The sequence below is a fragment of the Actinoallomurus sp. CA-142502 genome, from assembly GCF_050936355.1.
Taxonomy (GTDB): Bacteria; Actinomycetota; Actinomycetes; order Streptosporangiales; family Streptosporangiaceae; genus Actinoallomurus; species Actinoallomurus iriomotensis.
Genome location: NZ_JBNJMY010000001.1, coordinates 1,295,165 through 1,321,518 on the forward strand (window position 1 = coordinate 1,295,165; position 26,354 = coordinate 1,321,518).

20 protein-coding genes and 1 tRNA gene are annotated in these 26,354 nt (G+C 65.0%); 12 read left to right on the forward strand and 9 right to left on the reverse strand.

Annotated elements, in window-relative coordinates; genetic code table 11:
* Nucleotides 1-12: 12 nt before the first annotated feature.
* From ACQEV1_RS06265 to ACQEV1_RS06280, 4 genes are all read right to left on the reverse strand, one after another.
* Nucleotides 13-705, reverse strand: a complete 693-nt coding sequence (locus ACQEV1_RS06265) for a DUF2637 domain-containing protein (protein ID WP_433392231.1) — start codon at nucleotides 703-705, stop codon at nucleotides 13-15.
* A complete protein-coding gene (locus ACQEV1_RS06270) occupies nucleotides 702-947 on the reverse strand; it encodes a hypothetical protein (protein ID WP_433392234.1) in 246 nt (81 codons plus the stop codon). The genes ACQEV1_RS06265 and ACQEV1_RS06270 overlap by 4 nt, the downstream gene beginning before the upstream one ends.
* Nucleotides 948-1,018: 71 nt before the next feature.
* The gene (locus ACQEV1_RS06275; protein WP_433405849.1) at nucleotides 1,019-2,338 is read right to left on the reverse strand and encodes an FtsK/SpoIIIE domain-containing protein; all 1,320 of its coding nucleotides are present in this window, start codon (nucleotides 2,336-2,338) and stop codon (nucleotides 1,019-1,021) included.
* A 24-nt stretch (nucleotides 2,339-2,362) separates the two neighbouring features.
* Nucleotides 2,363-2,707 carry a hypothetical protein gene (locus tag ACQEV1_RS06280; RefSeq protein WP_433392237.1) on the reverse strand — a complete coding sequence of 115 codons (345 nt, stop codon included), beginning with the start codon at nucleotides 2,705-2,707 and terminating at the stop codon, nucleotides 2,363-2,365.
* Between the two features lie 127 nt (nucleotides 2,708-2,834).
* Between ACQEV1_RS06280 and ACQEV1_RS06285 the strand changes: the two genes are divergently transcribed.
* A complete protein-coding gene (locus tag ACQEV1_RS06285) occupies nucleotides 2,835-3,218 on the forward strand; it encodes a GntR family transcriptional regulator (RefSeq protein WP_433392240.1) in 384 nt (127 codons plus the stop codon).
* A 67-nt stretch (nucleotides 3,219-3,285) separates the two neighbouring features.
* Here the strand turns inward: ACQEV1_RS06285 and ACQEV1_RS06290 are convergent, their stop codons facing one another.
* The 4 genes from ACQEV1_RS06290 to ACQEV1_RS06305 all read right to left on the reverse strand — a co-directional run bounded on the left by ACQEV1_RS06290 (nucleotide 3,286) and on the right by ACQEV1_RS06305 (nucleotide 4,741).
* Nucleotides 3,286-3,663 (reverse strand): helix-turn-helix domain-containing protein, encoded by a 378-nt coding sequence (locus ACQEV1_RS06290; RefSeq protein ID WP_433392243.1) that lies wholly within the window; start codon nucleotides 3,661-3,663, stop codon nucleotides 3,286-3,288.
* 120 nt (nucleotides 3,664-3,783) lie between these two features.
* A complete protein-coding gene (locus tag ACQEV1_RS06295) occupies nucleotides 3,784-4,158 on the reverse strand; it encodes an ATP-binding protein (protein ID WP_433392245.1) in 375 nt (124 codons plus the stop codon).
* Between the two features lie 101 nt (nucleotides 4,159-4,259).
* Entirely contained in the window at nucleotides 4,260-4,478 is a 219-nt protein-coding gene (locus tag ACQEV1_RS06300) for a hypothetical protein (protein ID WP_433392247.1), read from the reverse strand.
* The gene (locus ACQEV1_RS06305) at nucleotides 4,475-4,741 is read right to left on the reverse strand and encodes a hypothetical protein (RefSeq protein WP_433392250.1); all 267 of its coding nucleotides are present in this window, start codon (nucleotides 4,739-4,741) and stop codon (nucleotides 4,475-4,477) included. Before ACQEV1_RS06305 ends, ACQEV1_RS06300 begins: the two co-directional genes overlap by 4 nt.
* A 243-nt stretch (nucleotides 4,742-4,984) precedes the next feature.
* On the opposite strand from ACQEV1_RS06305, the gene ACQEV1_RS06310 reads away from it, so the two are divergent.
* The 11 genes from ACQEV1_RS06310 (at nucleotide 4,985) to ACQEV1_RS06360 (ending at nucleotide 23,486) form a co-directional block, all read left to right on the forward strand.
* Nucleotides 4,985-5,950 (forward strand): hypothetical protein, encoded by a 966-nt coding sequence (locus ACQEV1_RS06310; RefSeq protein ID WP_433392252.1) that lies wholly within the window; start codon nucleotides 4,985-4,987, stop codon nucleotides 5,948-5,950.
* Complete coding sequence (locus ACQEV1_RS06315; protein WP_433392254.1) at nucleotides 5,947-6,678, forward strand: HAD family hydrolase; 732 nt, start codon at nucleotides 5,947-5,949, stop codon at nucleotides 6,676-6,678. Before ACQEV1_RS06310 ends, ACQEV1_RS06315 begins: the two co-directional genes overlap by 4 nt.
* A gap of 37 nt (nucleotides 6,679-6,715) precedes the next feature.
* Entirely contained in the window at nucleotides 6,716-7,534 is an 819-nt protein-coding gene (locus ACQEV1_RS06320; RefSeq protein ID WP_433392257.1) for a phosphotransferase, read from the forward strand.
* Between the two features lie 1,125 nt (nucleotides 7,535-8,659).
* The gene (locus tag ACQEV1_RS06325) at nucleotides 8,660-8,983 is read left to right on the forward strand and encodes a Pepco domain-containing protein (RefSeq protein ID WP_433392260.1); all 324 of its coding nucleotides are present in this window, start codon (nucleotides 8,660-8,662) and stop codon (nucleotides 8,981-8,983) included.
* A gap of 7 nt (nucleotides 8,984-8,990) precedes the next feature.
* Nucleotides 8,991-13,904, forward strand: a complete 4,914-nt coding sequence (locus ACQEV1_RS06330) for an HD domain-containing protein (protein WP_433392263.1) — start codon at nucleotides 8,991-8,993, stop codon at nucleotides 13,902-13,904.
* A gap of 841 nt (nucleotides 13,905-14,745) precedes the next feature.
* Nucleotides 14,746-14,845: transfer RNA gene (locus ACQEV1_RS06335), tRNA-OTHER, on the forward strand.
* 1,564 nt (nucleotides 14,846-16,409) lie between these two features.
* Nucleotides 16,410-17,597, forward strand: a complete 1,188-nt coding sequence (locus ACQEV1_RS06340; protein ID WP_285631684.1) for an MFS transporter — start codon at nucleotides 16,410-16,412, stop codon at nucleotides 17,595-17,597.
* A gap of 774 nt (nucleotides 17,598-18,371) precedes the next feature.
* Nucleotides 18,372-19,199 (forward strand): MBL fold metallo-hydrolase, encoded by an 828-nt coding sequence (locus ACQEV1_RS06345; protein WP_433392266.1) that lies wholly within the window; start codon nucleotides 18,372-18,374, stop codon nucleotides 19,197-19,199.
* Between the two features lie 43 nt (nucleotides 19,200-19,242).
* A complete protein-coding gene (locus ACQEV1_RS06350) occupies nucleotides 19,243-20,334 on the forward strand; it encodes an IS630 family transposase (RefSeq protein WP_433392269.1) in 1,092 nt (363 codons plus the stop codon).
* A 180-nt stretch (nucleotides 20,335-20,514) separates the two neighbouring features.
* Nucleotides 20,515-21,717: a S53 family peptidase gene (locus ACQEV1_RS06355; RefSeq protein ID WP_433392272.1), complete on the forward strand. Its 1,203-nt coding sequence runs from the start codon at nucleotides 20,515-20,517 to the stop codon at nucleotides 21,715-21,717.
* A gap of 107 nt (nucleotides 21,718-21,824) precedes the next feature.
* Nucleotides 21,825-23,486, forward strand: a complete 1,662-nt coding sequence (locus tag ACQEV1_RS06360) for an ABC-F family ATP-binding cassette domain-containing protein (protein WP_433392274.1) — start codon at nucleotides 21,825-21,827, stop codon at nucleotides 23,484-23,486.
* Between the two features lie 16 nt (nucleotides 23,487-23,502).
* Here the strand turns inward: ACQEV1_RS06360 and ACQEV1_RS06365 are convergent, their stop codons facing one another.
* On the reverse strand, nucleotides 23,503-26,307 hold the full coding sequence (locus tag ACQEV1_RS06365; protein WP_433392277.1) for a helix-turn-helix transcriptional regulator: 2,805 nt from the start codon (nucleotides 26,305-26,307) through the stop codon (nucleotides 23,503-23,505).
* Between the last annotated feature and the right edge of the window lie 47 nt (nucleotides 26,308-26,354).

A 26,354-nucleotide genomic window follows, 5' to 3' on the forward strand; every position in this document is an offset into this window, starting at 1 on the left:
GACGGTTCCCTTTCAGGCAGTGCGGATCTGGCGAAGAAGGTCCGAGGCGAGCTGGTTGGACACGCCCAGCCGGGCGCGCAGCGCATCCCGTGTGATGGGGCGGCCATGCCGGGTCTGGTGTTCGTCGGCGACCCGGCGGGCGTAGGCGATCAGCGAGTCAGCAGGAGTTGCGGAGGACGACGGCTCGTCGGGCACGGGGACGAGTTCGCCCGGACGCGGCACCGCTGGCTCAGGCTCGTCCTGCCGTTCGTCCTGCGGCTTGCCGAAGGACGGCGGGACCGGGGACGACAGGACGACCGGGGACGGCGCGGGACGGCGTCCAGCCGAGCGGCGTTCGAGCATCGAGACGGCGACCAGGAACGCTCCGGCGGGTGTCGCGGCTGTCAGCCAGCCCCATACGGTGGGTTCGGCTTGGGCGAGGTTGGCCGCCAGCGACAGCAGCACCCCGCCCGTCAGGACGAGCGCGGGCCAGGACACCCGCCGGATGCTGCGGCCGGTGCGCTTGTCGCGTTGGCGTTCGCGAGCGGCCATGACGCAGGTCAGGTCGATGCATACGGCGATGGCCCAGGCCATGGGGCCGTGTTGGCCGTGTTCGTTGGCGGTGTCGCGGATGTGGGTGAACGAGCCTGCTCCGGCGATGCCGGCCAGCACGGCGACCGGCCCGGAGTCGACCGCCACCGCGGCGGCTTTTCGGCGGGTGCTCACGCGGCCACCTGGTCCAGGACGACCGCCAGGAGCGCGGCCAGTTCGGGGTCGCAGTGGTGCGTCTCGACCCAGGCGTCCGCGTCGGCCAGGCGGTGCAACGTGGCGGACTCACAGCACCGCTCGCACGCCGTGACGTACAGGCCGCGCCCTTCGTCCCACTCGACCGAGACGGGGACGAGGCCAGGACGGGCGGCAGGACGGCGGGGACGGCGGACGGGACGGAGCGGAATCACGTTGGTCATGGCGATCACCTTGGTTTCAGGCATGGCTCGGCTAAGGACTTGGCACGGGGCGCCGGTGGAACGGGTGAGGGTTATGCGGCCTTGAGCGGCGCGGTGTCGACGGCGACCAGATCCGCCCACGCGGGGGTGAGGTTCGCGTGCTGGCGGGCGGCGGCTTCGGCGTCTTCTTCGCTCACGTACACGGAGCGGGCGCGGTGCCAGGTGCCGTCTTGTCCGGCGATGATGGCGACGCCGGGTGTCTCGGCGGCGATGGCGCGGGCCGCGTCGAGGGCGTCGGGGTCCATGTCGCCGAGGGTCATGTTGGCGGTCTCAGGATCGTTGACGCGGTGGCAGATCCTCCCGGACAACTGCGAGCGCAGCGCGGTGACACCGGGACCGAGGTCGGAGCCGATGCGCTGTCCGCAGACGATGAGGTAGACGGCGAACGCCCGGCCGAGCTGCGCAACCCGCAGGAGCGCAGTGGCGGTCTTGGCGATCTCTTCCTTCTCGCTCTTGTCCGCCATCAGGAACAGTTCGGCGACCTCGTCCACCAGGACGACGATGGGCACCGGTCGCGCCTGCTCCGGGAGCTTCCAGACGTTGCGTGCGCCCGCTTCGCGGCAGATTCGCATCCGGTCGGTCAGGACTGCCACCAGGTCATCGAGCAGCCGTACGCATTCGGTGCGGGTGGTGGCCAGCGCGGACAGGCGTGGGGCGTACGGGGTGAACTCCACTCCTCCTTTGAGGTCGAAGCCGACGATGGCGACGGGTTGGGGCGCGAGGCCTTTGATGATGGCGTTGGCCAGGTTCGACTTGCCGGATTGTGTCGCGCCCGCGTTCAGCCAGTGCGGCACCGTACGGAAGTCGATGACCCAGTCCCGGCCGTTCTCCAGCCGGCCCGGCCGCACCGTCAACAACTCGCCCGTCTCGGGCGAGACGTCGACACCGATCAGCGGATCGCTCATGGTCGCCAGCAGCGTGACGGAGCCGGGCGCGAAGTCGACCACCCGGACCGCGTACAGGCGCCACGCGTGCGCGAGCCGGTCACAGACCTTCATGTAGTCGTCCGGGATCTGCCCATCGTGCAGCCGCACCCGGACCCGCCAGCCCAGGACGGTCGGCCGCAGCAGCCCGAGCCGGGGTGCGCGTTCGATATCGACCCGCCGGACGCGCCGCCGTTCGTGGATGACGGCCGAGGCCGTACGCAGGCCGGGGACGGCTTCCAGCGACAGCCGCCAGGCGCGGCGTTTGCGGGTGAGGGTGCAGCCGTAGGCCACGTGCCGCCAGGTCAGATAGACCCGGATGGCCTTGAGTGGGAAGCCGACCGCGTACCAGAAGGAGCGCGGGAGCCAGTGGCGCCAGGCCCAGGCCCCGGCCGCCGAAGCGACCAGGAGCCCGAGCGTGGCATACATCGCGTTGGTCACCGTTACCCCGGCTCAGGCAGCCGCCGGGACGGCGACGGAGGCGAAGGAGACGGCGCGGTAGGAGATGCCCCACCGGGTCTCGCCGCCGCGGGTCTGCTGCCAGGCGAACCCGACCAGCCCGGACGGCTCGACGACCTGGCCCACGGACAGTCCGGGGTCGCCGGAGACGTTGACGTTGATCAGCTCGACCCGCCCCGAGTCGTTCTCGGAGACGGACAGGCCGACCTGAAAGACGGTCTGGCCCTGCTTGTCGACCTTGACCTCTCCGGTGTCCTTGTCGACCAGACGGGGGCGGGGTGCGGAGACGCAGACGAAGGTGAGCTTGGTGGTGTCGACCGGAATCGGGATGTTGCGCACGTGCTGTCCTCCAGTGGATTAGCCGTTCTAGTTACCTAGGATAGCTAGATAGGCGAGACAGTCAAGCGATTGGCCGAATCTTTCCTATGCACCTAGAGACCTAGACGGACGGCGTACACTGTCTGACATGGGAAATCCCCGGCCCGTAGACCGCCGCAAGCAGTACGTCCGCATCGCCGATGACATCCGTCGCGACATCACGTCCGGGCGGTACGCGGTGGGTGACCCACTGCCTTCCGTGGCCGAGCTGGCGACGCGGTTCGGCGTGGCGAAGATGACGATCAGCAACGCCATCGCCGCCCTGCGGGACGAAGGCCTCGTCCAGACCCGGCAGGGGAGCCCGAGCATCGTCCTGGCCACCCCGGAGGAGGCCGGCGAGGAGGCGCAGGGGCCGAGTGAGGAGTTCCAGATCATCTCCGCCCAGCTCCAGGAGATGAGGGCCGCCATCAAGAACATGAGCGCCCGCTTGAACGACTTGGACGAGCGCACGAGGCGCCTCGGCGACGCCTGAGCGGGAGTGGCGACAAGAAAGAGGGGCCTGCCGCGGTTCGGTCAGGCCCCTGCTTCGTGTCCGGCACTCAGGTTTTGTCTTCGGGATAGATGTCGGCGTAGAAGCCGCCGCGGTTGCGTAAGGTCACGTGCTTACCCAGCAGACGGCGCATCGCGCCGTAGCTGTAGTCGAACTTGCCGGCGACCTGGCGGATGCTCCAGCCCTGGTTGTACAACCGGACCGCGTCTTCGGCGATCTGCTGTGCGGCCTCGCGCGGGGTCGCCTCCTCGGCCAGGATTCGCCGGATGTCGGCACGGCTATAGCGCCGATGCCCGCCAGGTGTTCGCAGGGGCGAGAGCTTCCCTTCACGAGCCCACCGGGCAATCGTCGTCGTACGGACGCCGAACAACTCGGCCACCTCACGAGGCTTGAGCAGGTCATCAGGTACGGGGGAGACGTCGTGCATGAAAAACCTTGATCTTCGAAGCGAATCTTGCAGGGGTGGACCCGGCCCTGAGCCGAGGCGCCTGATCGCCGGAGGCGTCGGGGGACACCGGTGGCGATCGTCGGACTCAGGGCCGGGAGTTCATGAGGGGCCAGCCGCCGTCACATTCGCGGGGGATGGTGACCCGGCCGGAGGGGTGCAGGGTCCGACGTCGCCGATTAGCGCCCAGACCGTCTTGCCGCCGGTCGTCTCCAGCCGCCAGCCCCAGTCCTTCGAATACGCCTCGACCAGCAGCAGGCCCCGCCCGTCGACCCGATCGAAGGAGCACCGCTGACGTTCGGGTGCGGCTTCACTGCTGTCGGACACCTCGACCAGGACCCCGCCGACATGGCGGGACAAGGTGAGCTGGAAGACCTCTCCGATCTTTACGGCGTTCGCCGCAAGTTCCACCGTGATGAGTAAGACGTCGTCGGCGATACCGTCCAGGCCCCAGTCCGCCAGCGCGAGCCGCGCCACGATGCGCGCCTGTTCAGCGGCGATCGGGTGCGGAGGAAGCGGGAACCGGTATTGGAGCCTCTCCGCGGCACCCGCCGGCCCAGCCGCCGTGTCTCTGCTGCTCATGCTGGACGCACCAAACGGACAGACGAGCGAGGGGCGACCCGATCGATGATCTGGCTCGTCCGCTTGTGCAGCGCTTCGAGCTGTGTGGCGATCTCGGTGAGTTCGTCGGCAAGTTCGCACAGTTCGGCAAGGAGAATCTGGCGCTCGCGTTCGGTAAGTGCCATCGGCTTCTTTCTCATCGGGGAACCGCTGATCAGGTCGTCGCGGGGATTCACAGGCATCCCTCCGCACGCAGGTACGCCTTGATCTGCTCGGCCGCCCCGGGAACGTCGCTGACCGGATGGTGGTGGGGCTCGCTGTCCCACACGTAGCGCTCCCCGTCGGGGCTGATGAGGACGTAGACGTACGCGCCGGGGGTGGAGGTCCGTACGGCCAGCCCCGGATAGCTGTCGCGCATCTCCGAGCCGACCCCGATCGCTTGCAACTCTTTACAGAGGGCGACCAGAGCGCGTAGCTCCGGCCCGATATCCCACGCCAACGTCTGCCTCCCGGTGGTGGTGGCAGGACCGATGACACGGGGACACGGATCGCCGGCTCCCCCCGGGGGGAAGTCGGGAGCCTCAGCGGTGACTCGCTCGCGTCATGTCATCGGCCCTGCAGGTTCTTACGGGAACGACACTGCCGACGTGTGGTGTCACGTCTCGATACCGCCGGAGTCCCCACCGAGGCTTCTTGTGCTCGCCTTGTCTCGTCTAGTGCTCGTCTGTGTTACCGTCGCGAAATGCCACAGGGTCAGGCCAGCGAAAACACCGCCACGGAGCCGGTACGCCTCAAGGCCGTACTCCGGCAGAAGCACCTACAGACCCACAGCACCTTCTGCCGCGAGTACGACCGAGTCGCCCGCAAGATCGACCCCGAGCTGGTCGGCACCTGGCCCAGCCGCGCCCAGTTCCACCGCTGGCTGTCCGGCGAACTCAAAGGCCTGCCGTACCCTCACCACTGCCGCGTGCTGGAGAAGATGTGCCCAGGCTGGACCGCCGACCAGCTCTTCGAGCCCGGCACTGCGGAGGCCGACCCACCCGCCGGCGAGGCCGGCGCGCTCGTGCCCGCTGCCATGGCTCCGCCGGAGACGGTGATCGCGTCGTCGCCGATCAGCATCCGGCCGTACGTTGAGAAGGCATTCGACCGCGAACACGTCGTGATCGACTTCTTCGGCTTCTCCGGAGAGACCCTCCACGGCGTCATCCAAGAACCGCTGGACAAGATCCGTGCCGGTCAGCTCAAGCCCCGCAGCCTGACCGTGCGGATGCTGGTCCCGGACACCTCCGCGCCGATGGCCGTCCCGTGCAGCAGTGAGGACCTGTCCGATGATCCGGAGTTCCGACAGCGCGCGGGCCGGATCATGCTCCGACACGGTCAAGCCATCCTCGACTCAGTCGAGGAGCTGTCCGACCTGGGCATGGTCGAGAATGCACGTGCGGAGATCCGGGTGCACGGTGTCCCGCCGTTGTTCAAGCTGTACGTCCTCAACAACGAGGAAGCGTTCTTCGGCTTCTACCCGATCCGGCACCATGAGGTGAAGATCAAGGGCACGGCCCATCCCGTGTACGACCTGATGGGGAAGGAAGCCAGCTTGTTCCGCTACACCGTCCACGACGGCTCACCGGTCGGCGCACAGTACGTCACCCAAGCCCGCCAGTGGTTCACCACCGTCTGGGAAACCATCAGCCGGGAGTTCACCGCATGACGACGCGAGGCCCCCTCGGCGAGGTCATCGCCCACTGCCGGCATCTGCTGTTCGACTTCGACGGCCCCATCTGCAGCATCTTTGCTGGCCTGCCCGCCCCCACCATCGCCGTCCACCTGCGAGAGCTGGTGCTCGACCGCGGCATCAAGTTGTCCGCCGGAGCCGCAACGTCACGCGACCCGTTCGACGTCTTGCGCTTCGCCGCCACTATCAGCCCCGAACTCACTCGCGAGGTCAATGACGAGCTGCGCACGATGGAGGTTCGGGCCGCCGAGTCGGCCACCGCCACGCCGCACGTCCGCCAGGTCATCCAGACGGCGCACGAGGACGGCCGCAGCATCGCCGCCGTCAGCAACAACTCCTGCCAGGCCGTTACCCACTACCTCACCGTCAACGATCTCGCTCCGTACTTCACCGCCATCGTCGGGCGCACTGACCCCGACCCGCGGCTACTCAAGCCCCACCCTGAGCTGATCAACCGTGCCGTCAGGGGACTGGCCGCCGACCCCGCCGAATGCGTACTGATTGGTGATTCCCTTAGCGACATCGAGGGAGCCCGCCATGCCGGGACGCTCAGCATCGGCTACGCCAACAAGCCCGGCAAGCACGAGCGCTTCACCACGGCAGGCGCCGACGCCATCATCACCGACATGGCCGAACTCCTCCCACACCTGAGCGAGCACCAGGCGGCGGATCCGAACGCCGCTGACGGACGACGGCGCAGGTAGTCCAGCCGGGCCACCACACGGGCACACCGGACGATAGATGAACATGCGCTTGCGAATACCAGCTGATGTGGTCCGTGCTGTGGCCGGCCGTTGGCCGGACAGCGCGGCGGAATGGGGCACCAGCGCCGAACGCGAACTGTCCGCCGTCTGCACCCGCTACCGCGCGACACCACGTACCGTCATGTCCGCCAGGTACGGGTTCGTGGTCGCGGCAGACACCCCAACCGGACCACTGATCATGCGAGCGAGTCCTGATCCCGCCGGCCCACAGCAGGCGATGGTCTCCCGAACGCTCGCATCACTCCGGATAGCGCCCAAGGTCCACGAAGTCGTCTCCACGCCCACAGGGACGTGGGTCATCATGGACCGCGTTCGCCCTGGCGATCGCCTCACCGATTGCCGGCTCGGCTCGGACGTCTCCACCGCCCTGGCAGCCATGCTCCGGCCGATGGTCGGTCAACCGGCTCCGTGCCCGATGCCCTCACTCACCGACTGGCTACAAGGCCGGCTTGAAGACGACGAACTGGCCGACCTGGCCCCAAACAGGAGCGTCGCACCACTCCACCAGCGCCAGAACGCTCTGGCCATCCTCAAAGACCTGCGTACTGGTGGGAAGGATGGTCTCTGCCACGGCGACGCCTCGTCAGGCAACATCCTTGCCGGTGGCAATGGACTGATGCTCATCGATCCTCGCGGCATGAGCGGGGAAGCCGAATATGACGCCGCCGTAGCCGCATTGAAGATCGCCGGGCAAGCCCGGCCGGGGGACATCGCCGAGCGTCTCTCCCGCCAGATCGGCGTCGACGCCGAGCGAACCAAGGCATGGATAGCAGTAGCCGACGCCGCGCGAGTCTAGGAGCCGACGACCTCGAGACTGGGTCGCGACATGGGAAGGCATCACCGATCGGTGAGGACTTTCTCTACGTCTTCAAGGGCGACCCGCTACGCGGGCCGCCAGCGGCCCACCGGCCTCGGGCCGGGCATGCGGCCTCTTCGGGCCGAACCCGCCCCGAGCCGGTGGGTCGCCAAGACCCTGGCGAAAGGACCTCAAGGCGGTCCGAGAGGGTGTCGCAGATCCCCAGTAGTTGCTCAGCGCTGGCCTAATAGGACGTCGACACGCCAAGGGTCAACTACATCGCGTTCAGTGACGGTGCGTCGCAGCCGAGACCGTGACGATCGCTCTAGATGGTTGCGCGCCTCCCGGGTCGGGGCGATCGGCTGACGCGCCGCTTCCGGTCCTCGGGCCGTGGCCGGCCCTGCGGTCCGGCTCGGCTTGTCCTCTAAGGCCTGGTACCCAAGTCGTTCAGCACGTGCAGCCATCCCACATGCTGTAGACGCGCTAGTGACATGCCGCAACATCTTGTGCCGATGCGTGGTCTGCCACTTGTGCCGAATATGCGCTGGCCCGAAGCCGCTTGCCAGAGATGACCGCAAGGGCTTGTGAGAACGTAGCTAAGCGCTGGCCAGAGGGTTAGCTCGGCCGCCCGACTGATGCCTCACACTGTGCCTCGGCATTCGATCGGCTGGAGACGGCGGTGGCGGCGACCGAGCCAAGGGCTCGACCGCTCGCGTTTCGATGGAGCGGGAGCTTGGCCGTAATGGCCGCCGGCGGCTCCGAAGCTAGCGTTGCCTGCGTCCAGGCCAGCATGGTGAATGGCCAGAGATTGACGGGCGTCGTCTGCTCGCGTTGGTCATCCAGCAGCCGCACCTGTCCAGCGTCCCCGTTGAGACAGCCGACACCATCAGTCGTGAACTGAGAAGCTACGAGCGTTCTACGGCGGTCCTGCTTGATCAACTGAGGGCAATGCAGAGGTCGAACGTGGACGGATCCGCCCCTTTCGATTTCAGCGTCTATCACCTCCTTCGACGTGGCCGCATGCGGCTACAAGAAGTTGCCGACGCGTACTGAGCGTTGGGCTAGAGTACACTCGGCGTTTACTAGCTGAACCACACTCAAACGGGGACATTTATTATGAGCGAAATGGCAATCAACGCGAATAGCCTTCCTTTCCTAGTTGCACCCCCGGAGGAGATTGACAACCAAACGAAAGGAATTTTCCGTCCAGGCGATGGCGACGCAGTACTAAAAGCCATTCCAATAGAAGCACTAAGAACCAGCCTTCACGAGACCACTACCGCTCTAAGAAGCTTGTTTGATGAGATCGCCGCACAGTCAGGGCGAATGAAGCTTCGGCAGGTGCATATTGGTTTTGAAGTGACTGCGACCGGCGGAATTCAACTGATCGGAACATCGCAAGTCGGCAGCAAGGGTGCGATAACCCTCGTGTTTGGAGAAGAGGCGTAAGTAGCCGATGGCCGAGTACAGAGCTCTGCTGATCGGCGCAGCCGAATATGAGAGCCCAGAAATACAATCGATACCGTTTGTTCTGGAAGACATGTCCGCCATCGCCGGAGCGCTTGAGCAAGTTGGTTATCGAGTCACTTCGCCACAAGGAAACGACGGGAGTGCGCGCCTTACGTTCATCCGTGCCGAGGTTGGACAGTTTTTGCAGGACGCCAAGCATGGTGATACATGTCTGGTCTATCTCAGCGGGCATGGCGTGCATACTGAGGACGTCGATTATTTGGTACCGACGGATGCCGATCGTCGCGTCGAGCCTTTCGCCGATGCCTGCCTAGCGTTGGATTACTGGAAGAAGCACATAGAGGCCACCAAGGCTGGCGCGGTCCTGTTCGTCGTGGACGCATGTCGAGAGGGTTACACGGAAAATATTAAGTCCCTGGGCTCATTGATCGGCTGGGGGAGCAGTACCGTCCTGCGAGTTAGTAACAGAAAAGTAGGCTTTGTTTTCGCTTGTAGTCCAGGCGAAAAGGCAAGTTTTGTTACTGACGATGGCCGGACCTTCAGCCTTTTTGCAGAAGCATTTCGGCTTGCAATGCAAAACGAAAGTGGCATAGCAACTCTTGCAGAGCTACATGAGGCGCTCAAAGAGGAAATTGATGCGCTGGCGGCCAAATATAATAAAAATCGACAAGAGATTCGCATTAGGACGGAGAATGATCGGCATGCCTTTAGAATATTCTCCGAGCCAAATCAACGAACTGCCGGTAAGGGCGTTACGAGTTGGCGTGAACTAGCGCAGAAGCATCCCGCCTGGGAGTTGGTTGCTTCAGAGTCGCAGCGCGAAGAGGCGCGTTCCGCTGCAGCAGAACTAGTTGGCCAGCTGGCCAAATCCCGACAGAAATCTGCCCGAAACATAGAGGGTGATCCTTGGCTCGATTCGTCACTCGCGGGACGCATGAGTGAGCGTGTGGCGTTCTTGCTTTCAACGCTAGGGCAAAGCGGTCTCTCGTCGGCCGAGGCATCTCTATTGGTCGTGATGCCATATCTTTACGATACCTTCTGGATTACAAGACTGGCCAATATCGGAAACATAAACCCAGAAGACCTTAGCCCCAATAATGACCATGACGTAATCCGTACAAGTTTCGAGCGCTTTAGTCAAGGCTATCCGGGACTATATCGGCGCGCTATTGCCAGCATAGGTAACGATAAACGTGACGAGTCAAACCAGATCGGTTGGTGGCTGGCTCACCAATGGGTGATACAACAAGCTGAGAACTATGACGCCGCTGCCCTGACTGGGATTCCCGTCCTGGCCGCTGCGGACCCTGCCAACATGCAGACGTTGACTTTTGCTCCAGGACGCGTCCTTTCATTTATAAAGGCTATTCTCGGAGGAGTAAATTTCTTTTCTCAGCTAGAGTATTCTAATGAGCTTGCTAAGAGTGCAACTTTGGCAGCTAGTACTATAGACGAGCAAGAAGTCAGAGAACGTTTTATCGGTTACATTCTATCTATGGGCTACAAGCTGGCAATAGATCCTGCCCGCCTATCTAAGGTCATCGTCGATCACGTAGGGATTTTGGATTCCGTCTCCATCGAGGATCTCAATAAGACTCTTTCCCAAGCGGTTTGGGAACCGCGTGGAAGCACGCGTGTATTGCGAGCTGAGTGCGCACATCCAGCCGTTGAAGTAGCGTTGAGAGAACATATAAAGGGAGTGGATGAGCTTCTCGCTGAAATCCATCGAGCAGCCAGCAGTGAGGTGACAATAAGTCCCCTACGTATGCTGTTCACACATGTGGCGGATGATCACGTCAGAGCGCGGTTTTCCGACCAAAGACCAGAATATCAGTCTGCGGGGATGCGTTTTCGTATCGCAGAGGAACGCGTGCAAGAGCTGTTGATGGGAGAGCGGCTATACGGGGAACCTGCGCTGGCCATCAGGGAGCTTTACCAGAATGCACTCGACGCTTGCCGCTACCGGAAGGCTCGCCTAGATTATCTGGCTGAAGTTCAAAATGTAACGACTGCCTGGCGAGGAAAGATACTTTTTCGTCAAGGGAAAGACGAGAGGGGGCGTGATTTTATCGAATGCTCAGATAATGGCGTTGGGATGGGGATAAGAGAGCTGGAAGAGGCCTTTGCAAAGTCAGGTGTTAGATTTACAGACCTTCCAGAGTTTGTAAGTGAACGGTCGGAATGGGAAAAGCTTAGCAGGCCTATCCGGCTGTTCCCTAACAGTCAGTTCGGCATAGGTGTTCTCAGCTACTTTATGCTTGCCGATGAAATTGCCGTCACGACTCGACGATTCGAAAGAGACGGCAGTCTAGGTTCACCGCTCATGGTGACGATCTCCGGACCGGGCTGTCTTTTTAGGATCCGCCCAGCCGATTACAGTGAAGATAGCGGGACCACTGTCCGTCTATATCTCCGACCTGGAGACCTCGACCTCTCGTGCGTCAACCTTCTCCGTAATCTGATTTGGGTATCAGATTTCTCGATGGAAGCAATAAACGGGGAAGAGAAAAGCATCTGGGAGCCGGGTAAGTTGTCATCCGCTGCGCGGATTCCCGCCGCCCGAAATAAACCAACACTTTTTCAAACGGGGAGTGACTCTTCAGGTCTTATTCACGCTGAAGGTTTGCCGGTTTGGTGGATCCCTGGCCAGGGCGCCATACTAGCTGATGGAGTGTACATTCGCAGCAATGTCTTTGGCGCCATCATTAATCTCTCCAGCGCTAATGCTCCGCAACTTTCGGTCGATCGAAAGCAGATCCTCAAGTACGACCACCTGACGGTCGAATCTCTTATGCGGGAAGCCGTGCCGGCCCTTGTGCAATCTAAAGAAGCTGTGCTTAGTTTCGAGTGGTTGAAATCCATGCTTAACGCCCAGCCTAAGATTGCAGATCTAATACTCGAAGAGCTATCTAAGAATCCAGCGCGCGCTTGGCGTATAAGGGACAGAGTTGGCATAGTGGAGCATGCTGGGTGCTTTGCGCATGATACTATGATAATTGATGCATTCGACGCTATTGGAGTCCTAAAAGATCCCAATGTTACTGCTAGGCGTCTTTTTGAACTTGAGATGCCCGCTAATCTAATGAGATGGCGACTTAGGGCGCTCGCTAGCGCGGGGTTCTTGTCCGATTGGCCGTGCTCGGATGAAGAAGGTTATCCTGGACCTGCGCGACCCTCAGATAGCGTAATAGTCACAAGATGGGCGGATGCTCGGGCTCCGTTTCTTGACCCTAAATCGCAGATCAGAATTTCGCATCTGATCGCGGCAGCAGCAAAGACAGGACTTGAGATCGCCCAGGTTGCGAGGCGTCTTGCTGAGCTCGGCTATCATGTGCCAGAAGTTCCGCAGGGTCTCACTGCAAAAGCTAGCGATTTGCAGATTCTAGGGATCGACGCACCCTACTCGAAAGTTTCTTTGAAATACAACGAGACTGTTCCTATAGGTCACGTGGTATTCGCCGCGAATAGAGTCGGCAAGACCGTTGCGGAGGTCGCCCACAGGCTTAGAGAGTTTGGCTTTCATATTCCTGAGATCGCGCGAGAAATTACCGCTAGGCCTAACGATAAAATCCTCCTTAGCGTTGATGCTGATGGTCAATCTCCGTGGTTGAACCTCAATGAACCCGTGGCGATCGGCCACCTCGTCGCTGCATCGGTGAGCACAGGAGAATCAGTAGAGGACGTGGCTGTTCGGCTGGCGGAGCTTGGCTGTCGGATTCCGGAAATCCCGCCTAGTTTCTCTGTCGAGGTCGACGACGTAATTCTTATGCGAAGCGACGGTCCTTCTCGTCCAACATATATGCGCATTAATGAATCGGTTACGGTACTGCATCTGTTCGAAGTTGCCAAGATGACCGGACGTTCCGTCCACTACGTGGCTGATCGTCTGCGCATTCTAGGTTATAGCGCTCCGAACATAGCTCGTGATCTCGTTCCGCATCCCGACGACTTGATCCTCATAAGTCTTTACTGCAACAGCCGGGAGCCATGGCTTCCGGCTGATAGGGAAATCCCGATCGCGCATCTGGTGATCGCATCGAAAAAAGCGGGTAAGGGCGTCAGCGAGGTAGCGCAGCGGCTTTCTGAACTTGGGTATCGTGTCGCTTCTTTGCCTGAAGGTTTCAGTGCTCATCCTCATGATGATGTTCTAGTTATGAGTCATCGCGATACGCTTGGATATAGGCGGGAGCGTGAAGAGCCGTGGTTGGATCCGGCCGAGCCGGTACACTTTGGTCACTTGATTCGAGTGTCGGCACTAATTAAGGCAACGCCTATCGAGGTTTCCAAGAGGCTGCAGGAACTTGGTTACGATGTTCTCGAACTCCCAGGAGATGTGATTGTCGACGCCTCTGATGCCAGAATCATGTCCTATGATATCCAGTTCAAGCGTTATTGGTTGGCGGTCAATCGTCCGGTACCTATCGCGCACCTAGTTTCGACGTCTATCAAAACGGGAAGCGACATCAATCAACTTTCCGGTCGGCTCGCGGAGTTCGGTTTTAATGTCCCTCAAATTCCAGAGGGTCTTATTTTGACGCGCGAAGACCGGATCATTCTAACCGAAGATGGGGGTGGGCAAGGGCACGCCGTATGGCAATCTTATGATGAGGTGGTCCCGCTGAAGCAAATTATTGCGGGAGCTATTATTACAGGCAATCCTCTGCATGTGGTTGCTGGGCGGCTCGTGGAGCTGGGTTTCCGTGTCCCAGAAGTGCGCAAAGGAATTACCGCTCACCCTGACGACCTAATCATGCTCAATGTGTATCGCCACAAGGCTCTAGTGCATGGTCAAACAATTCCGCTCAGATATCTCGTAGCCGCGGCAGCGAGGACACGGCGTCCGATTCCGGAAATAGCTGAGCGGCTTTCTGCTTTGGGAATTTCGATTCCTTATATCTAGAACCAGCCGCCATCACCTGAGCGGTCCTGTTCGGCAAGACGACGTCTTATCCCAGCTCGCATACGCGTTGACGCACCCGGCAGGAGAGCCAGAGGCTGGACCTCTTCCAACGCCAGCTCCGGCCGGCCCGCGAGGGAGAGTACGGCCGCGAATGGCTCGCACGTGTCTGCAACCGAACCTCTAGCTCACCCAGCACCTTGAGCAAGACCGCACGGCCTGCGTTCGGGTGCTCGGCGATCAGACGCAAGAGCCGGTTGTCGTTCCACACGCTGTCGCGTTTCGAACGCAGCTGGTCCAGATCATGCGCAGGTGTGCTCGAGTTGGAAGCCAACGCCTGCCACACGAACGGACACGGGCACCGTGAGAGATAACGCAACGTGTCAGCGTCGACAGCCGGATCGGACGCCGCATCACGATCTCCGCGGGTGTGTGGAAAGGCCGGACCGCTTCGTAGTGCTCCCCCGTCGCCCACTCGGGCAATCTAACGTCGAACTGCACGTGAGCCAGCCTCCAAGTTGGCTCAGGAAACTGACGCGCGGCTTCCGGTGCTCGGGCGGTCGCTGGCCCTGCGCTCCGGATCCGCGTGTCCTCCGCGCAGCGGGCGTGCTGTTGTCCGCCTGGACACGGAGGCGAGAGGCCAGGGTGGAGTAGAGGTCCGATGGCGGGGACGGACGGTCGAGCAGGATCGGTAAGGCTTAAAGCTGTTGATTGGCCGGGTTCAGCATTCGCTGGCTGAGCAATGCGAGCGACACGGCGATCAGGCAGCGTCGCGCACACCGAGGCTGCTAACGCCTCTGCTAACAACCGTCCCGGACGGCGGCGGACGCCGGTGGACGGTACAGCCGCCTTGAGGCAGGTCAGCGGACCGATCTGGACTGCGCTGGACGCCTATAGCCTCACTCGTAATGAATAGGTCATCGGTTCGATTCCGATAGGCGGCTCCCACGTCAAAGGCCCCTTCCGATCATGGAAGGGGCCTTTTTGCTAACGCCCCTACCGACAGGCCGGGTTACGCAGCAGCCTTGGTGAGGACATCGGCGGTCGTCGTCCGCTCGCCTCCGCCGCCCCTGTTCTGGCCGGTAAAGGTGATCTGTATGGAGCGAGTGCCCCGGGGCCTGCTGCCAGAGCGGGCCACACGGCACAGTTGTCGATACTGACCCTCGTGGGGCCTGAAAGGCCGGGCACCGCAAGCAGCCCTACGCTTCTGGCGTGGCCGAAATCGGTTCGAGGGCGCGGAAGCTGTCGGCGCCCCCGTCAGCAGTCTGGGAATCGCTTGTGGAGCCTCGTCGGCCCGGAGCTCGGCCGTGGCTGAACCTGCTGTCCGATGAGGTGTAGCCGAGGGTTCTGGAGGCGGACAGGCCCAACCGGGTCGTGTGGTCGTCTCTGTGGCCCAGCAGGCCCAACGACCAGGTCCACTTCGAGCTGACGGCCGTAGGCGGTGAGACCTCGCTGAGGTTCGCCTTGCTCACGCCCGACGCACTTCCTGACCAGAGCAAGACAGGACACCTTCGACTGCGGCTCAACCACCTTCTCTTCGCCGACCTTCGGTTCTCCTACGGTCAGTGATCACACGCCTGGCCTCTCAGGCGCAGCTCGCCAGGTTCGCGGATCGGCGCGATCCCTCAACGGTGAGCCAGATCGGCCGACCAGGACGGCGACCACCGGGGTGCGACGGCGGTTCTCGGTCTCGCCGCAGAAGGTCGCCGGCGTGGCGCGGATGAATGCCGGGATCGGCGACACTTCGAATTTTTATCAAGTATTTGGAGGGGGTGCGAGGCCGATCTATGGTGACCTTATGACGAACAACAGCAGGGCACTCAAAGGCACCCGAGTAACGTGACCCGGTAGGCGCCCGGGCCTGCAACACTTTGGCCCGGGCGCCCACCATGTACGGTGCTCATCTCCACGCCCTGACACGCCATCGGCCCGTCGGTCCTGTCGGTCGGCGTACTTCGCACCGTGGTGCGCGCACCGGCCTGCCGATCTCCCCGTCCACCCACGACGGGGTGTGCTTTGCGGAAGTCCTCCTTGATCGCAGCGATGGCACATTGACTCCATATGAATACGCGGCTGATGCCGAAAGTGGATTCACGCACTGCCCCGGCGAATGGGCCATTTTCGACACATCGAATGACCCGGCTTCTGATCTCGCGAATATGAAGGATCAGGCGGCTCGGAATGCCACTTTCGCGGGTGACGTCGGCCGCCGGGTGAGCATCGCGACGGGCGCTCCGGTTCGGACGCCGAGCGCTCCGCACCGCGGACGCGTGTCCCTGGGTCCTGACGTGTGGAGTGTGCGAGGAGGGACACTGGGCATCGCGGCGGACGGTGTCAGCGGCCCGGTGGCCGGGGATCGTGAGGCGTCGCAGCGGCTCCTACCGACCGTGCCCGTCAGTCTCGTCGCCGGCTTGGCGCTCAGGCGTGTCACCGGGGCGGCCCTCAGGCCCGGCACCGGGTACCACGCTCAGTCGTGCCGGCTCTCGCCGGCACCCGGCGGCTGAGACCGTGCGGTCGAACGGCACCCGAGTCATCGCCTCCGCCGCACTGGCGTATCTGGGCGACGGGATCCGCCACGTCGCGCTCCCGCTGTTCGCCGCGTCCATCACTCGCGAGCCGGTCGCGCTCAGCGTGCTCACCGCGGTGTCGTACCTGCCGTGGATCCTCCTGGGCCTGCCGATCGGCGTGTACGTCGACCGGAACCGCCCCGAGCGGGTCGCGGTGGCGGCGAACGCCGGCCGCGCGCTGCTGATGGGCCTCCTGTGCGTCACGATCCTGGCCGGCGACCGCTCACTGATCTTGTTGTACGTCGTGGTGTTCCTGCTCGGGGTGGGCGAGGCGGCCTACGACAATGCAGCACAGTCGCTGCTTCCCCGCGTGGTCGATGACGCGGCCCTGGAGCGCGCGAACGGCACGCTCGCCGCCGCCGAACGCACCGGCCTGGACCTCGCCGGCCCTGCGTTGGGCGGCCTGATGTTCGCGACCTCGGCGGCTCTGCCGTTCGGCCTGAACACCGCGGTTCTGCTGCTCGGCGCCGTGCTGATCGCCCCGCTCCGCACCCCGCCGCCCGCTGCGACCGGTCAGTTGGTCCGCGAGCTCTTCGCCGAGGTGTCGGCGGGCATGCGCTGGCTGTGGCGGAGCGGCACGGTCCGTACCGTCATCTTGACCGGCGCGGGGCTGACGTTCTTCACCCAGTCATGGGAGCCGCTCCTGGTGCTGCTCGCCGTAGGTCCGATGGGCCTGTCGAACACCGCGTTCGGCGTTCTGCTCGCCGTGGGAGCCGTCGGCGGGATCTCCGGCGCCGCGGTCACACCGCTGCTGATCCGCCGCTTCGACGACCGAATCCTGCAGATCCTCGCCTTGGCGGCCACGTCCGCGTCGGTCCTGGCCCTGGCGGCGTTCCCCGTCCCGGCGGTCACGGCGCTGGCGTGGGGCGGCACGGGCTTCACGTTCTCCCTGTGGAACGTCCTGTCGGTGACGATGCGACAGCGCCTGGTTCCGGCCGAGCTCCTGGGCCGGGTGAACAGCGCGAGCCGTACCCTCTCGAGCACGGCCGTGCCCCTCGGTGCCCTGGCCGGCGGTGCCGTCGCCCACGCGTGGGGACTCCGCGCCCCGTTCTGGCTCAGTGGCGCCGCGGTCGCGATCCTCGCGGTGGCCTTCGCCGTACGAACCGTGCGCCGTCCGGTGGCGGTCTGAGGCCGGTCAGTGCCGAGCGAGCCAACGGTCGGCGGGACCCGTACGAATAGAGCCGTGCACGCACCTGCGAGTTCCCCGTGTCAGGGCTGAGGCGACGGTCTTTTCATTGGTGGGATGGTTGGTCCTGGTCGAAGAGGTGGGTTCGGTGGGCCCAGGCGACGGCCTCCAGGCGGGTCGTCGCGCCATGCCGTGATCGCCGGGAACCACGCGTCGACGGCCGGGCTCATCTCGGCGTCGAACGTCACCCGGACTTTTGTGTCGGTCTACGGCAATGAAGAGAGGCCTGCCGCGGTTTGCGGTCAGGCCCTGTTTCTGCGCTTGGCTGTCTTTCGGGTAGATGTGGGCGTAGGTGCCGCCGCAGTGTCCCAACCTCATGTGTGAGACACGTCGCGTCCTCGGCGATCTGGCGCTCCGGCTTGGAGGGTGTCGTCTCTTTGGCCAGTAATCGTGGGATGGCCCGGACACCTCGGCGCCGATGGCGGTAGTTCCGCCGGCGTGCTGGGCGGATCATGTTCCATCACGGCCAACCCAGTTCACCGGTTGGCACGCGGCACGTCACCCAAGCCCGTCAGTGGTTCACCACGGTCTGGACCAGCGCTCTCGCCGTCCACCTACGCGAACTGGTCATCGACCGGGGCAGTACGACCTAGGCCACGCGCCCGGACAGATCCATCGTCGCTGAGGGTCCGCATGAATCTGAGTCAGTCGCCTTTGAGGGGCGGCGGGGGTATGGGTAGGGGCATGCAACTCATCGACTTCACATCAGGCGTTCCCATGCCCGGATCGCTCGATGTGCAGTGGATTCACGGGTCGCCGTCGGCCAAGCACAACACGGATCCCGACATTCAGGTGCACTTCTACAACGAGCACACTGTCATCCTGCGGCAGAACAAGGCGGTCCACTATGAGGCGCCGTTCATGTTCCTGCTGTTCGGCAACGCCCAAGCCGTGCTCATCGACACCGGCGCGACGGAGTCCGCCGAATGGTTTCCGCTGCGCCGAACCGTCGACGATCTGATCGAACGCTGGTTCGCCGGGCATCCAAGGGACGACTACGGGCTACTCGTGCTGCACACTCATGCGCACGATGACCACGTCCAAGGGGACGCCCAGTTCGCCGGCCGGCCTGGGACGACCGTCGTCGATGCGGGACTCGGCGCTGTCCGGGATTACTTCGGATTCGCCGACGAACCCGAAAAGGTCGCGCACGTCGACCTCGGGGGTCGGGTGCTCGAATGCCTGCTCACCCCGGGGCACCACAGGGCGGCCGTCACGTTCTACGATCCGTACACCGGCCTCCTGCTGACCGGCGACACGATCTACCGTGGCCGGCTGTACGTCGAGGACTGGGCCGCATTCCACCGCACCGTCGGTCGCCTGGTCGAGTTCGCCCGCGCGCGGCCGGTCACACACGTCCTCGGTTGCCATATCGAGATGACGAGTGAACCGGGTGTCGACTACCGCATCGGCACCACGTATCAGCCGGACGAGCCGCCGCTGCAGATGACGGTGGATCAGCTACGGGACGTGCAGGCGGCCGTCGAGGAGATCGGCGCCCGTCCCGGCCGGTACGCCTTCCCCGACTTCATGATCTGGCGCTAGTGTCCTGCGCCTTAATTAGGTGAAATAACTCTATGCTTGGCAAGTGGCGAGGACTGGCAGGCCGAAGGCTCCGTTGACGGTGAGTGATGCCGAACGGGCGGAGTTGGTGCGTGGAGCACGGGCGGCGACGTCGACGCAGGCGTTCGCGTTGCGATGCAAGGTGGTACTGGCGTGTGCGGATGGGGCAACGAACGCGCAGGTCGCGGCGGATGCCGGCGTGTCCGCTGCGACGGTCGGCAAGTGGCGTAAACGCTTCATCGAGCACCGGCTGGCCGGGTTGGCCGATGAGCCGCGGCCGGGCCGGCCGCCCTCGATTCTGCTCGATCAGGTCGAGGAGGTGATCACCTTGACGCTGGAGCAGACACCGGTCGGCGCGACGCACTGGTCGCGGGCGTCGATGGCGGAACGGACGGGGTTGTCCAGATCGACGATCGGGCGGATCTGGCGGCGGTTCGACCTCAAGCCGCACCTGGTCGATGGGTTCAAGCTGTCGACGGATCCGTTGTTCGTGGAGAAGGTCGTGGACGTGGTCGGGCTGTATCACAACCCGCCAGAGCGAGCGGTCGTGCTGTGCGTGGACGAAAAAAGCCAGATGCAGGCACTGGATCGGTCGCAACCGGTGCTTCCGATGATGCCGGGGATGCCCGAGCGTCGCACCCACGACTACGCCCGGCACGGCACCACCAGCCTGTTCGCCGCCTTCAACATCGCCGATGGAACGGTGATCACCGAACTACACCGCAAGCACCGCGCCACTGAGTTCAAGAAGTTCCTGGTCGCCATCGACAAGGCCGTCCCCGCCGAACTGGACGTACACCTGGTCTGCGACAACCTCGCCACCCACAAAACACCGCTCATCCACGAATGGCTCGCTCGCCATCCCCGCTTCCACGTCCACTTCACACCTACCGGCTCATCCTGGATCAACCAGGTCGAACGCTGGTTCGGCCACCTCACCGACCAGCTGACCAGGCGCGGCGTCCACAAGAGCGTCCAAGCTCTCGAAGCCGACGTTCGCGCCTGGATCACTCAGTGGAACACCAACCCCAAACCGTTCGTGTGGAAGAAGACCGCCGAAGAGATCCTCGACTCCCTCGCCCGATATCTGCAACGAATTTCAGGCGCAGGACACTAGGGCGGACTTAGCCGACCACGACACGTTGTTCGCGTTCCGCTCAACGTCGACCGTGGAGGCGTGCATCGGATAAATCGGCCGTAGCGGAGAACGTCATCTCGCCAGGATTTGGCTCTCGACTTCAGGGGAAAAACCTCTCGCTGTCGTTCTCGCTGAGAAGCGTAGCCAATAAGGGGAAAGATGATGCGGCTTGTGCGGATTCGGCTGCCATTGTTGGCGCTGATGTCGTTGGCGCTGATAGTGCTCCCGTCCGTCGCCGCAGCACAGCGCGGGCTGCCGTACCGGCGTGTCTGCGAGCCGTCGCCCGGCGCTGGTAGGGCCTTCTGTCTGGCGCTGTTCCGCTCCGATCTGCCCCGCATCACGACGGTCTCGCCCGGTTTTCTGCCGCCCGGATATGGGCCTGCGGAGATTCGCGACGCGTATCGCCTCCCCACTGCCGGTTTCGGGCGAACCGTGGCGATCGTCGTCGCCTTCGACGACCCAAGTGCCGAACAGGATCTGGCGGTTTACCGTAACCAATACGGCCTACCGCCCTGCACCACCGCGAACGGCTGCTTCCGCAAAATAGACCAGAATGGCGGGACACGTTATCCCCCATCCGACGCGGGCTGGGCCGGTGAAGCCTCGTTGGACATGGACGCCGTCAGCGCGGCATGCCCGTACTGCCGGATCCTGCTCGTCGAGGCGAATGACAATTTCTTCAGTAATCTGTTCGCCGCGGAGGACCAGGCCGTCGCTCAGGGCGCGAGGTTCGTCAGCAACAGCTGGGGCGCGAACGAGTTCTCTGGCGAGGAGCTTTTCGACCGCCGTCTCGCCGCTCACTCCGGCGTGGCCTTCACCTTCGCCTCGGGTGACCAGGGCTATGGCCACCAGCTCTATCCGGCCGCCTCGCCGTACGTCACGGCGGTCGGCGGCACGTCGCTCGTGCGGGCGTCGAACCCTCGCGGCTGGGTGGAAGGAGCATGGTCCGGCGCTGGTTCCGGCTGCTCCCCGTACGCGCCGAAGCCGTCCTTTCAACATGACCTCAGCTGTCCTCGCCGTACCGCGGCCGATGTGTCCGCCGACGCCGACCCGATGACCGGTCTCGCCGTGTACGACAGTTTCGAGTTCTCCGGCTGGCGGGTGTTCGGCGGCACCAGTGCGTCCGCCCCGTTGCTCGCCGCCATGTACGCCCTGGCCGGGGTCCCGGGTACGGCCGATCAACCCAGCTCCTTTCCCTACGCGCGCCCATGGGCGTTCAACGACATCGTCACCGGCGCCAACGGCTCCTGCGGAGGCTCCTACCTGTGCACCGCGGTCGTCGGGTATGACGGGCCGACCGGCATCGGCACGCCCAACGGCGTCGCCGGGCTGACGAACGGGTCGGTCGCCGCGAGTCGATGAGGGTCAGGCGCGCGCCGGCAGGCGGATCGTCCGTTCGAGCGGCAACGCCGGTCTGCCTCGTCGGCTGCGTTCGGCGGTCACCCAGTGGCGGATAGCGTTGGCGTTCTATGACCGCAACCCTTGTCGCGAAGGACCTCGCCGCCGGCCACGGTGACCGTGCCTTGTTCTCCGGGCTCGACCTGGTCGTCTCCGCTGGAGAAGTCATCGGGCTGGTCGGAGTCAACGGCGCGGGGAAGTCCACCCTGCTGCGGACTCTCGGGGGCCTGCTCCGTCCCGAGGGCGGCTCCGTGACGCTCAGCCCGTCGTCCGCGGCGGTCGGCTATCTGCCGCAGGAACCCGAGCGGCGTCACGGTGAGACGGTGATCGAGTTCCTCGCCCGTCGTACGGGGGTGGCGCAGGCTCAGCGGGAGTTGGACACCGCGACCGAGGGTCTGGTCGGCGGGCGTGCGGGCGCCGATGACGAATACTCCTCCGCCCTGGAGCGATGGCTGGACCTGGGCGGCGCCGATCTCGAGGACCGGGCTGGGGAGGTGGCCGCGGAGCTGGGGCTGGCGGTCGGCCTCGATCAGCCGATGACCTCGTTGTCCGGCGGGCAGGCGGCCCGCGCCGGGATGGCGTCGCTGCTGCTCAGCCGGTATGACATCTTCCTGCTCGACGAGCCCACCAACGATCTGGACCTCGACGGGCTGGAGCGGCTGGAGCGGTTCGTCACGGGCCTGCGGGCCGGCACGGTGCTGGTGAGCCATGACCGCGAGTTCCTGGACCGTACGGTCACCCGGGTGGTGGAGCTTGACTTGGCCCAGCAGCAGGTGAACGTCTACGGCGGCGGTTACGCCGCGTACCTGGCCGAGCGTGAGGTCGCCCGGCGGCATGCCCGGGCCGACTACGAGGAGTACGCGGGGAAGGCCGCCGCCCTGGTGGAGCGCGGCCGTACGCAACGGGAGTGGGCTGCCAAGGGCGTCAGGAACGCGAGGAAGAAGGCGCGGGGCGCCAACGGGGGAGACAACGACAAGGTCGGCCGGAACTTCCGCGCCGACGCGAGCGAGAAGCAGGCCTCCAAGGTCCGCCAGACCGAGCGCGCGCTCGAACGCCTCGACGTGGTCGAGGAGCCCCGCAAAGAGTGGGAACTGCGGATGGAGATCGCCGCCGCGCCGCGTGCCGGGGCGGTGGTGGCGACTCTGCGTTCCGCGGTGGTGCGGCGCGCGGACTTCACCCTGGGCCCCGTCGACCTGGAGATCGGCTGGGCCGATCGGGTGGCGATCACCGGAGCCAACGGAGCGGGCAAGTCGACGCTGCTGGCGGCGTTGCTGGGCCGGGCCGTTCTCGCCGAAGGTCACGCCGCGCTCGGCGCGGGCGTGGTCATCGGCGAGGTCGACCAGGCGCGGGCCCTGTTCCTGGGCGAGGGCGCGCTGCTGGACGCCTTCGGCGCGGAGGTCCCCGAGTCGTCGCCGGCCGAGGTCCGTACCCTGCTGGCGAAGTTCGGCCTGGGTGCCGCGCATGTGACCCGGCCCGCGGCGACGCTGTCCCCCGGTGAGCGCACCCGCGCGGCCCTCGCGTTGCTGCAGGCGCGAGGCGTGAACCTGCTCGTTCTGGACGAGCCGACCAACCATCTCGACCTGCCCGCCATCGAACAGCTGGAGTCCGCACTCGACTCCTATCCCGGCACCCTGCTCCTGGTGACCCACGACCGCCGGATGATCAACGCGGTGCACACCATACGTCGCCTACACGTCACCAACGGCCGGGTCGCCGAGAAGGACTCGGGCTGAACCACGGAGAAACGCGTTAGCGTTCCTGGTCGAAGAGGTGGGTTCGGTGGGCCCAGGCGACGGCCTCCAGGCGAGTTGTCACTCCGAGCTTGGTCAGGATGTTCGACACGTGGACGCCGGCGGTCTTGGCGGAGATGAACAGGTGCTCGCCGATCTGGCGGTTGCTCAGGCCGGCGGTCAGGAGTTTCAGCACCTCGAGTTCGCGCTTGGTGAGGCCGGTCTCCGACCGGGCGGGTGAGGCGGTCGTGTCGACGGGGATCCGGGACCGCTGGGTCAGGCTCTCGATCTCCGTGCGCAGCGGTCCGGCCCCCAGCTCGGTCGCGATCGACAGAGCTTCCGTCAGCAGGGCGATCGCCCGATCCCTGTCACGGGCGGACAGGGCCGCTCGGCCGGCGCGGAGCAAAGTCTCGGCCAAGGCGTAGGGCTGTTCGAGGTTGCGCCATGCGGTGATCGCCGGGAGCCACGCGTCGACGTCCGAGCTTATCTCGGCGTCGAACGTCACCCGGTGCGCCTGCTGCAGGCGGCCGGTGACCGTGAGCTTCTTGCTCCAGGTGACCAGCTGTTGGATCAGGCCCGAGGCCTGCCGGTGGCCGTTGAGGCTTCGGGCGGCGGTGAGTAGTAGCGGCCACCCGTACCGGGGGCTGACCAGCAGATCGTGATCGTCGAGGACGTGCCCGATGACCGCCGCCATGGCGCCGACATCCTGCTTGACCTGGGCGAGCCGGCAGTCCAGCAGGTCGGGCTCCAGGCACGACTCCTCGCCCCGGTTGTTGCCGCGCATGACGGTCCTGGACTGCTCGGCCGCGGCGGCCGCCTGGTCCGTGGCTCCCCGTCTGAGGTCGACGGTCGCCTGGATGATCTGCAGGTACGCCCGGTACAGCGGCGGCGGTGTCAGGCTGAGCGCGTCCCGGTTGACCTGGCTCGCCTCGGGCCAGCGGCCGAGTGAGAGCAGCGACTCCGACAGGTTCGGCGCCAGCAGCGTGCCACGGGTGCGCGTCAACCCCAGGCGGTCGGCGAGGGTCATGCCCTGCCGGGCGACCTCCGCCGCTCGGGCGTGTTCGCCGAGGGTCTCCAGGGCGTCCGACTCGGTGATCGCCACGAGCAACCGGGTGTCGTGGGCGTCGGAGGCGGCCTCGGCGGCCTGGGCGAACAGGTCGTTCGCCGTCGGAAGGTCCGCGTTCGCGGCGGCCAGGGCGGCGAGGGTGACGAGTGCCTTCGCCTGGACGACGCCGTCGTGGGTTCGGCGGCCGATCTCCAGCGCCTCCTCGGCCGACGCGCGGGCGGGCGCCAGCAGGCGTTGGTTGCGCTGGGCGACGGCCAGTTCGGCCAGCACCCGTCCTCGTACCGCCGGCGATCCGGCGGCCTCCAGCAGATCGGGCAGCGGGTCCTGGCCGTTGCGGTCGCGCATCGCCGCGCGCATCTCGAGCAGTACGGCGGCACGCTCGGGGTCCGGCGACTCGTCCAGCGCGGCGGTCGCCACGGCGATTCCGGCGGCCAGTTCACCCGCGTTCAGGCAGGCTTCGGCGGTCATCTCCATGACCGTGAGCCGGTCGACGCCGATCCGGTCCGGCAGCCGGTCCCACAGCCGGAGGACGCGGTCGAGCATGCGGTGTCGTTCGGCGTACGCGTACGTCCGGCCGGCCGACTCGGCGGCCTGCCAGGCGGCCTCGGCGGCGTGGGCGTCCTCGCCGACCGCGTACCAGTGGGCGGCGATCTCGACGGGGCCGCGATCGGCGGGGACCAGCCGCGGGTCGGCGCTGATCGCCTCGGCGCAGCGCCGGTGCAGGCGGACCCGTTCACCGGGGAGCAGCCCCTCGTAGACGGCCTCGCGGATCAGGTCGCGGCGGAAGGCGTACCCGCCCTCGACGACGTCGAGGAACCTCCGGCGTACGAGCGGGCGGAGCGCGTCCTCGAACTCCAGGTCGGCCATCCCGGTGAGCACGGCCAGCAGGCCGTGGTGGACCGGGCTGGCGGCGACCGCGGCCGCGTGCACGATCCGCCGGCTCGGCTCGGGCAGGCGCTCGACATCCGTCCGCAGCAGTTCGCGCAACGACTCGGCGGGGGCGTCGCCGGCGTCCACCAGCGCCTCGACGAAGAGCGGGTTTCCCTCGCTCCGGCGGAAGATCCGGTCCACCTGCGGCTCGCCGGGTGGGTGGCCGAGCAGCGCGGCGACCTGCTGTGTCACCGCGTCGCGGTCCAGCCCGGTCAGCATGATCTGCCGTACGTTCTCGTCCCGGGTGACCAACGGCCGTAGCGGATGCGTCGCGGTGATCTCGTCGGGCCGGTACGTTCCGACGAGCAGGAGACCCGGCGCGCTGAGGTTCTGTGCCAGGAAGGTCAGGAGTTCGCCGGTGGACCGGTCGGCCCAGTGCAGGTCCTCCAGCGTCACGACCAGCGGCCGGTCGGTCGCGCCGCCCTCCAGCAGCAGGAGGATCTCCTCGAAGAGCCGGGCCCGGCCCAGGTCGCGGTCCGGGTCGCCGTCGTCCTCACCGAGTTCCGGGAGCAGCCGGGCCAGCCCGCGCCGGCCGCGGCCGGGAAGCAGGTCGGCGCCCACGGCCCGCACCAACCGGCGCAGGGCCGTGACGAAGGGGCCGAACGGCGGCCCGTCGGCGCCCAGATCGGTGCACCCGCCCGCCACCGTCCGCGCGGACGCGCCGAGTCCGGACGTGAACTCCCGTACGAGCCGGGTCTTGCCCATGCCGGCCTCGCCGGCGACGAGCACCACGGTCGCCTCTCGCCCCGCGTCGCCGTACGCGGTGAGCAGCGCCGTACGCTCCCGCTCCCGGCCCACCAGAACCGGGCTCACCAGCCGGTTCGCCATGGCCACAGAGTAGCCGCGCCCGGAATCTAAAGAGGGCGGAGCGATCC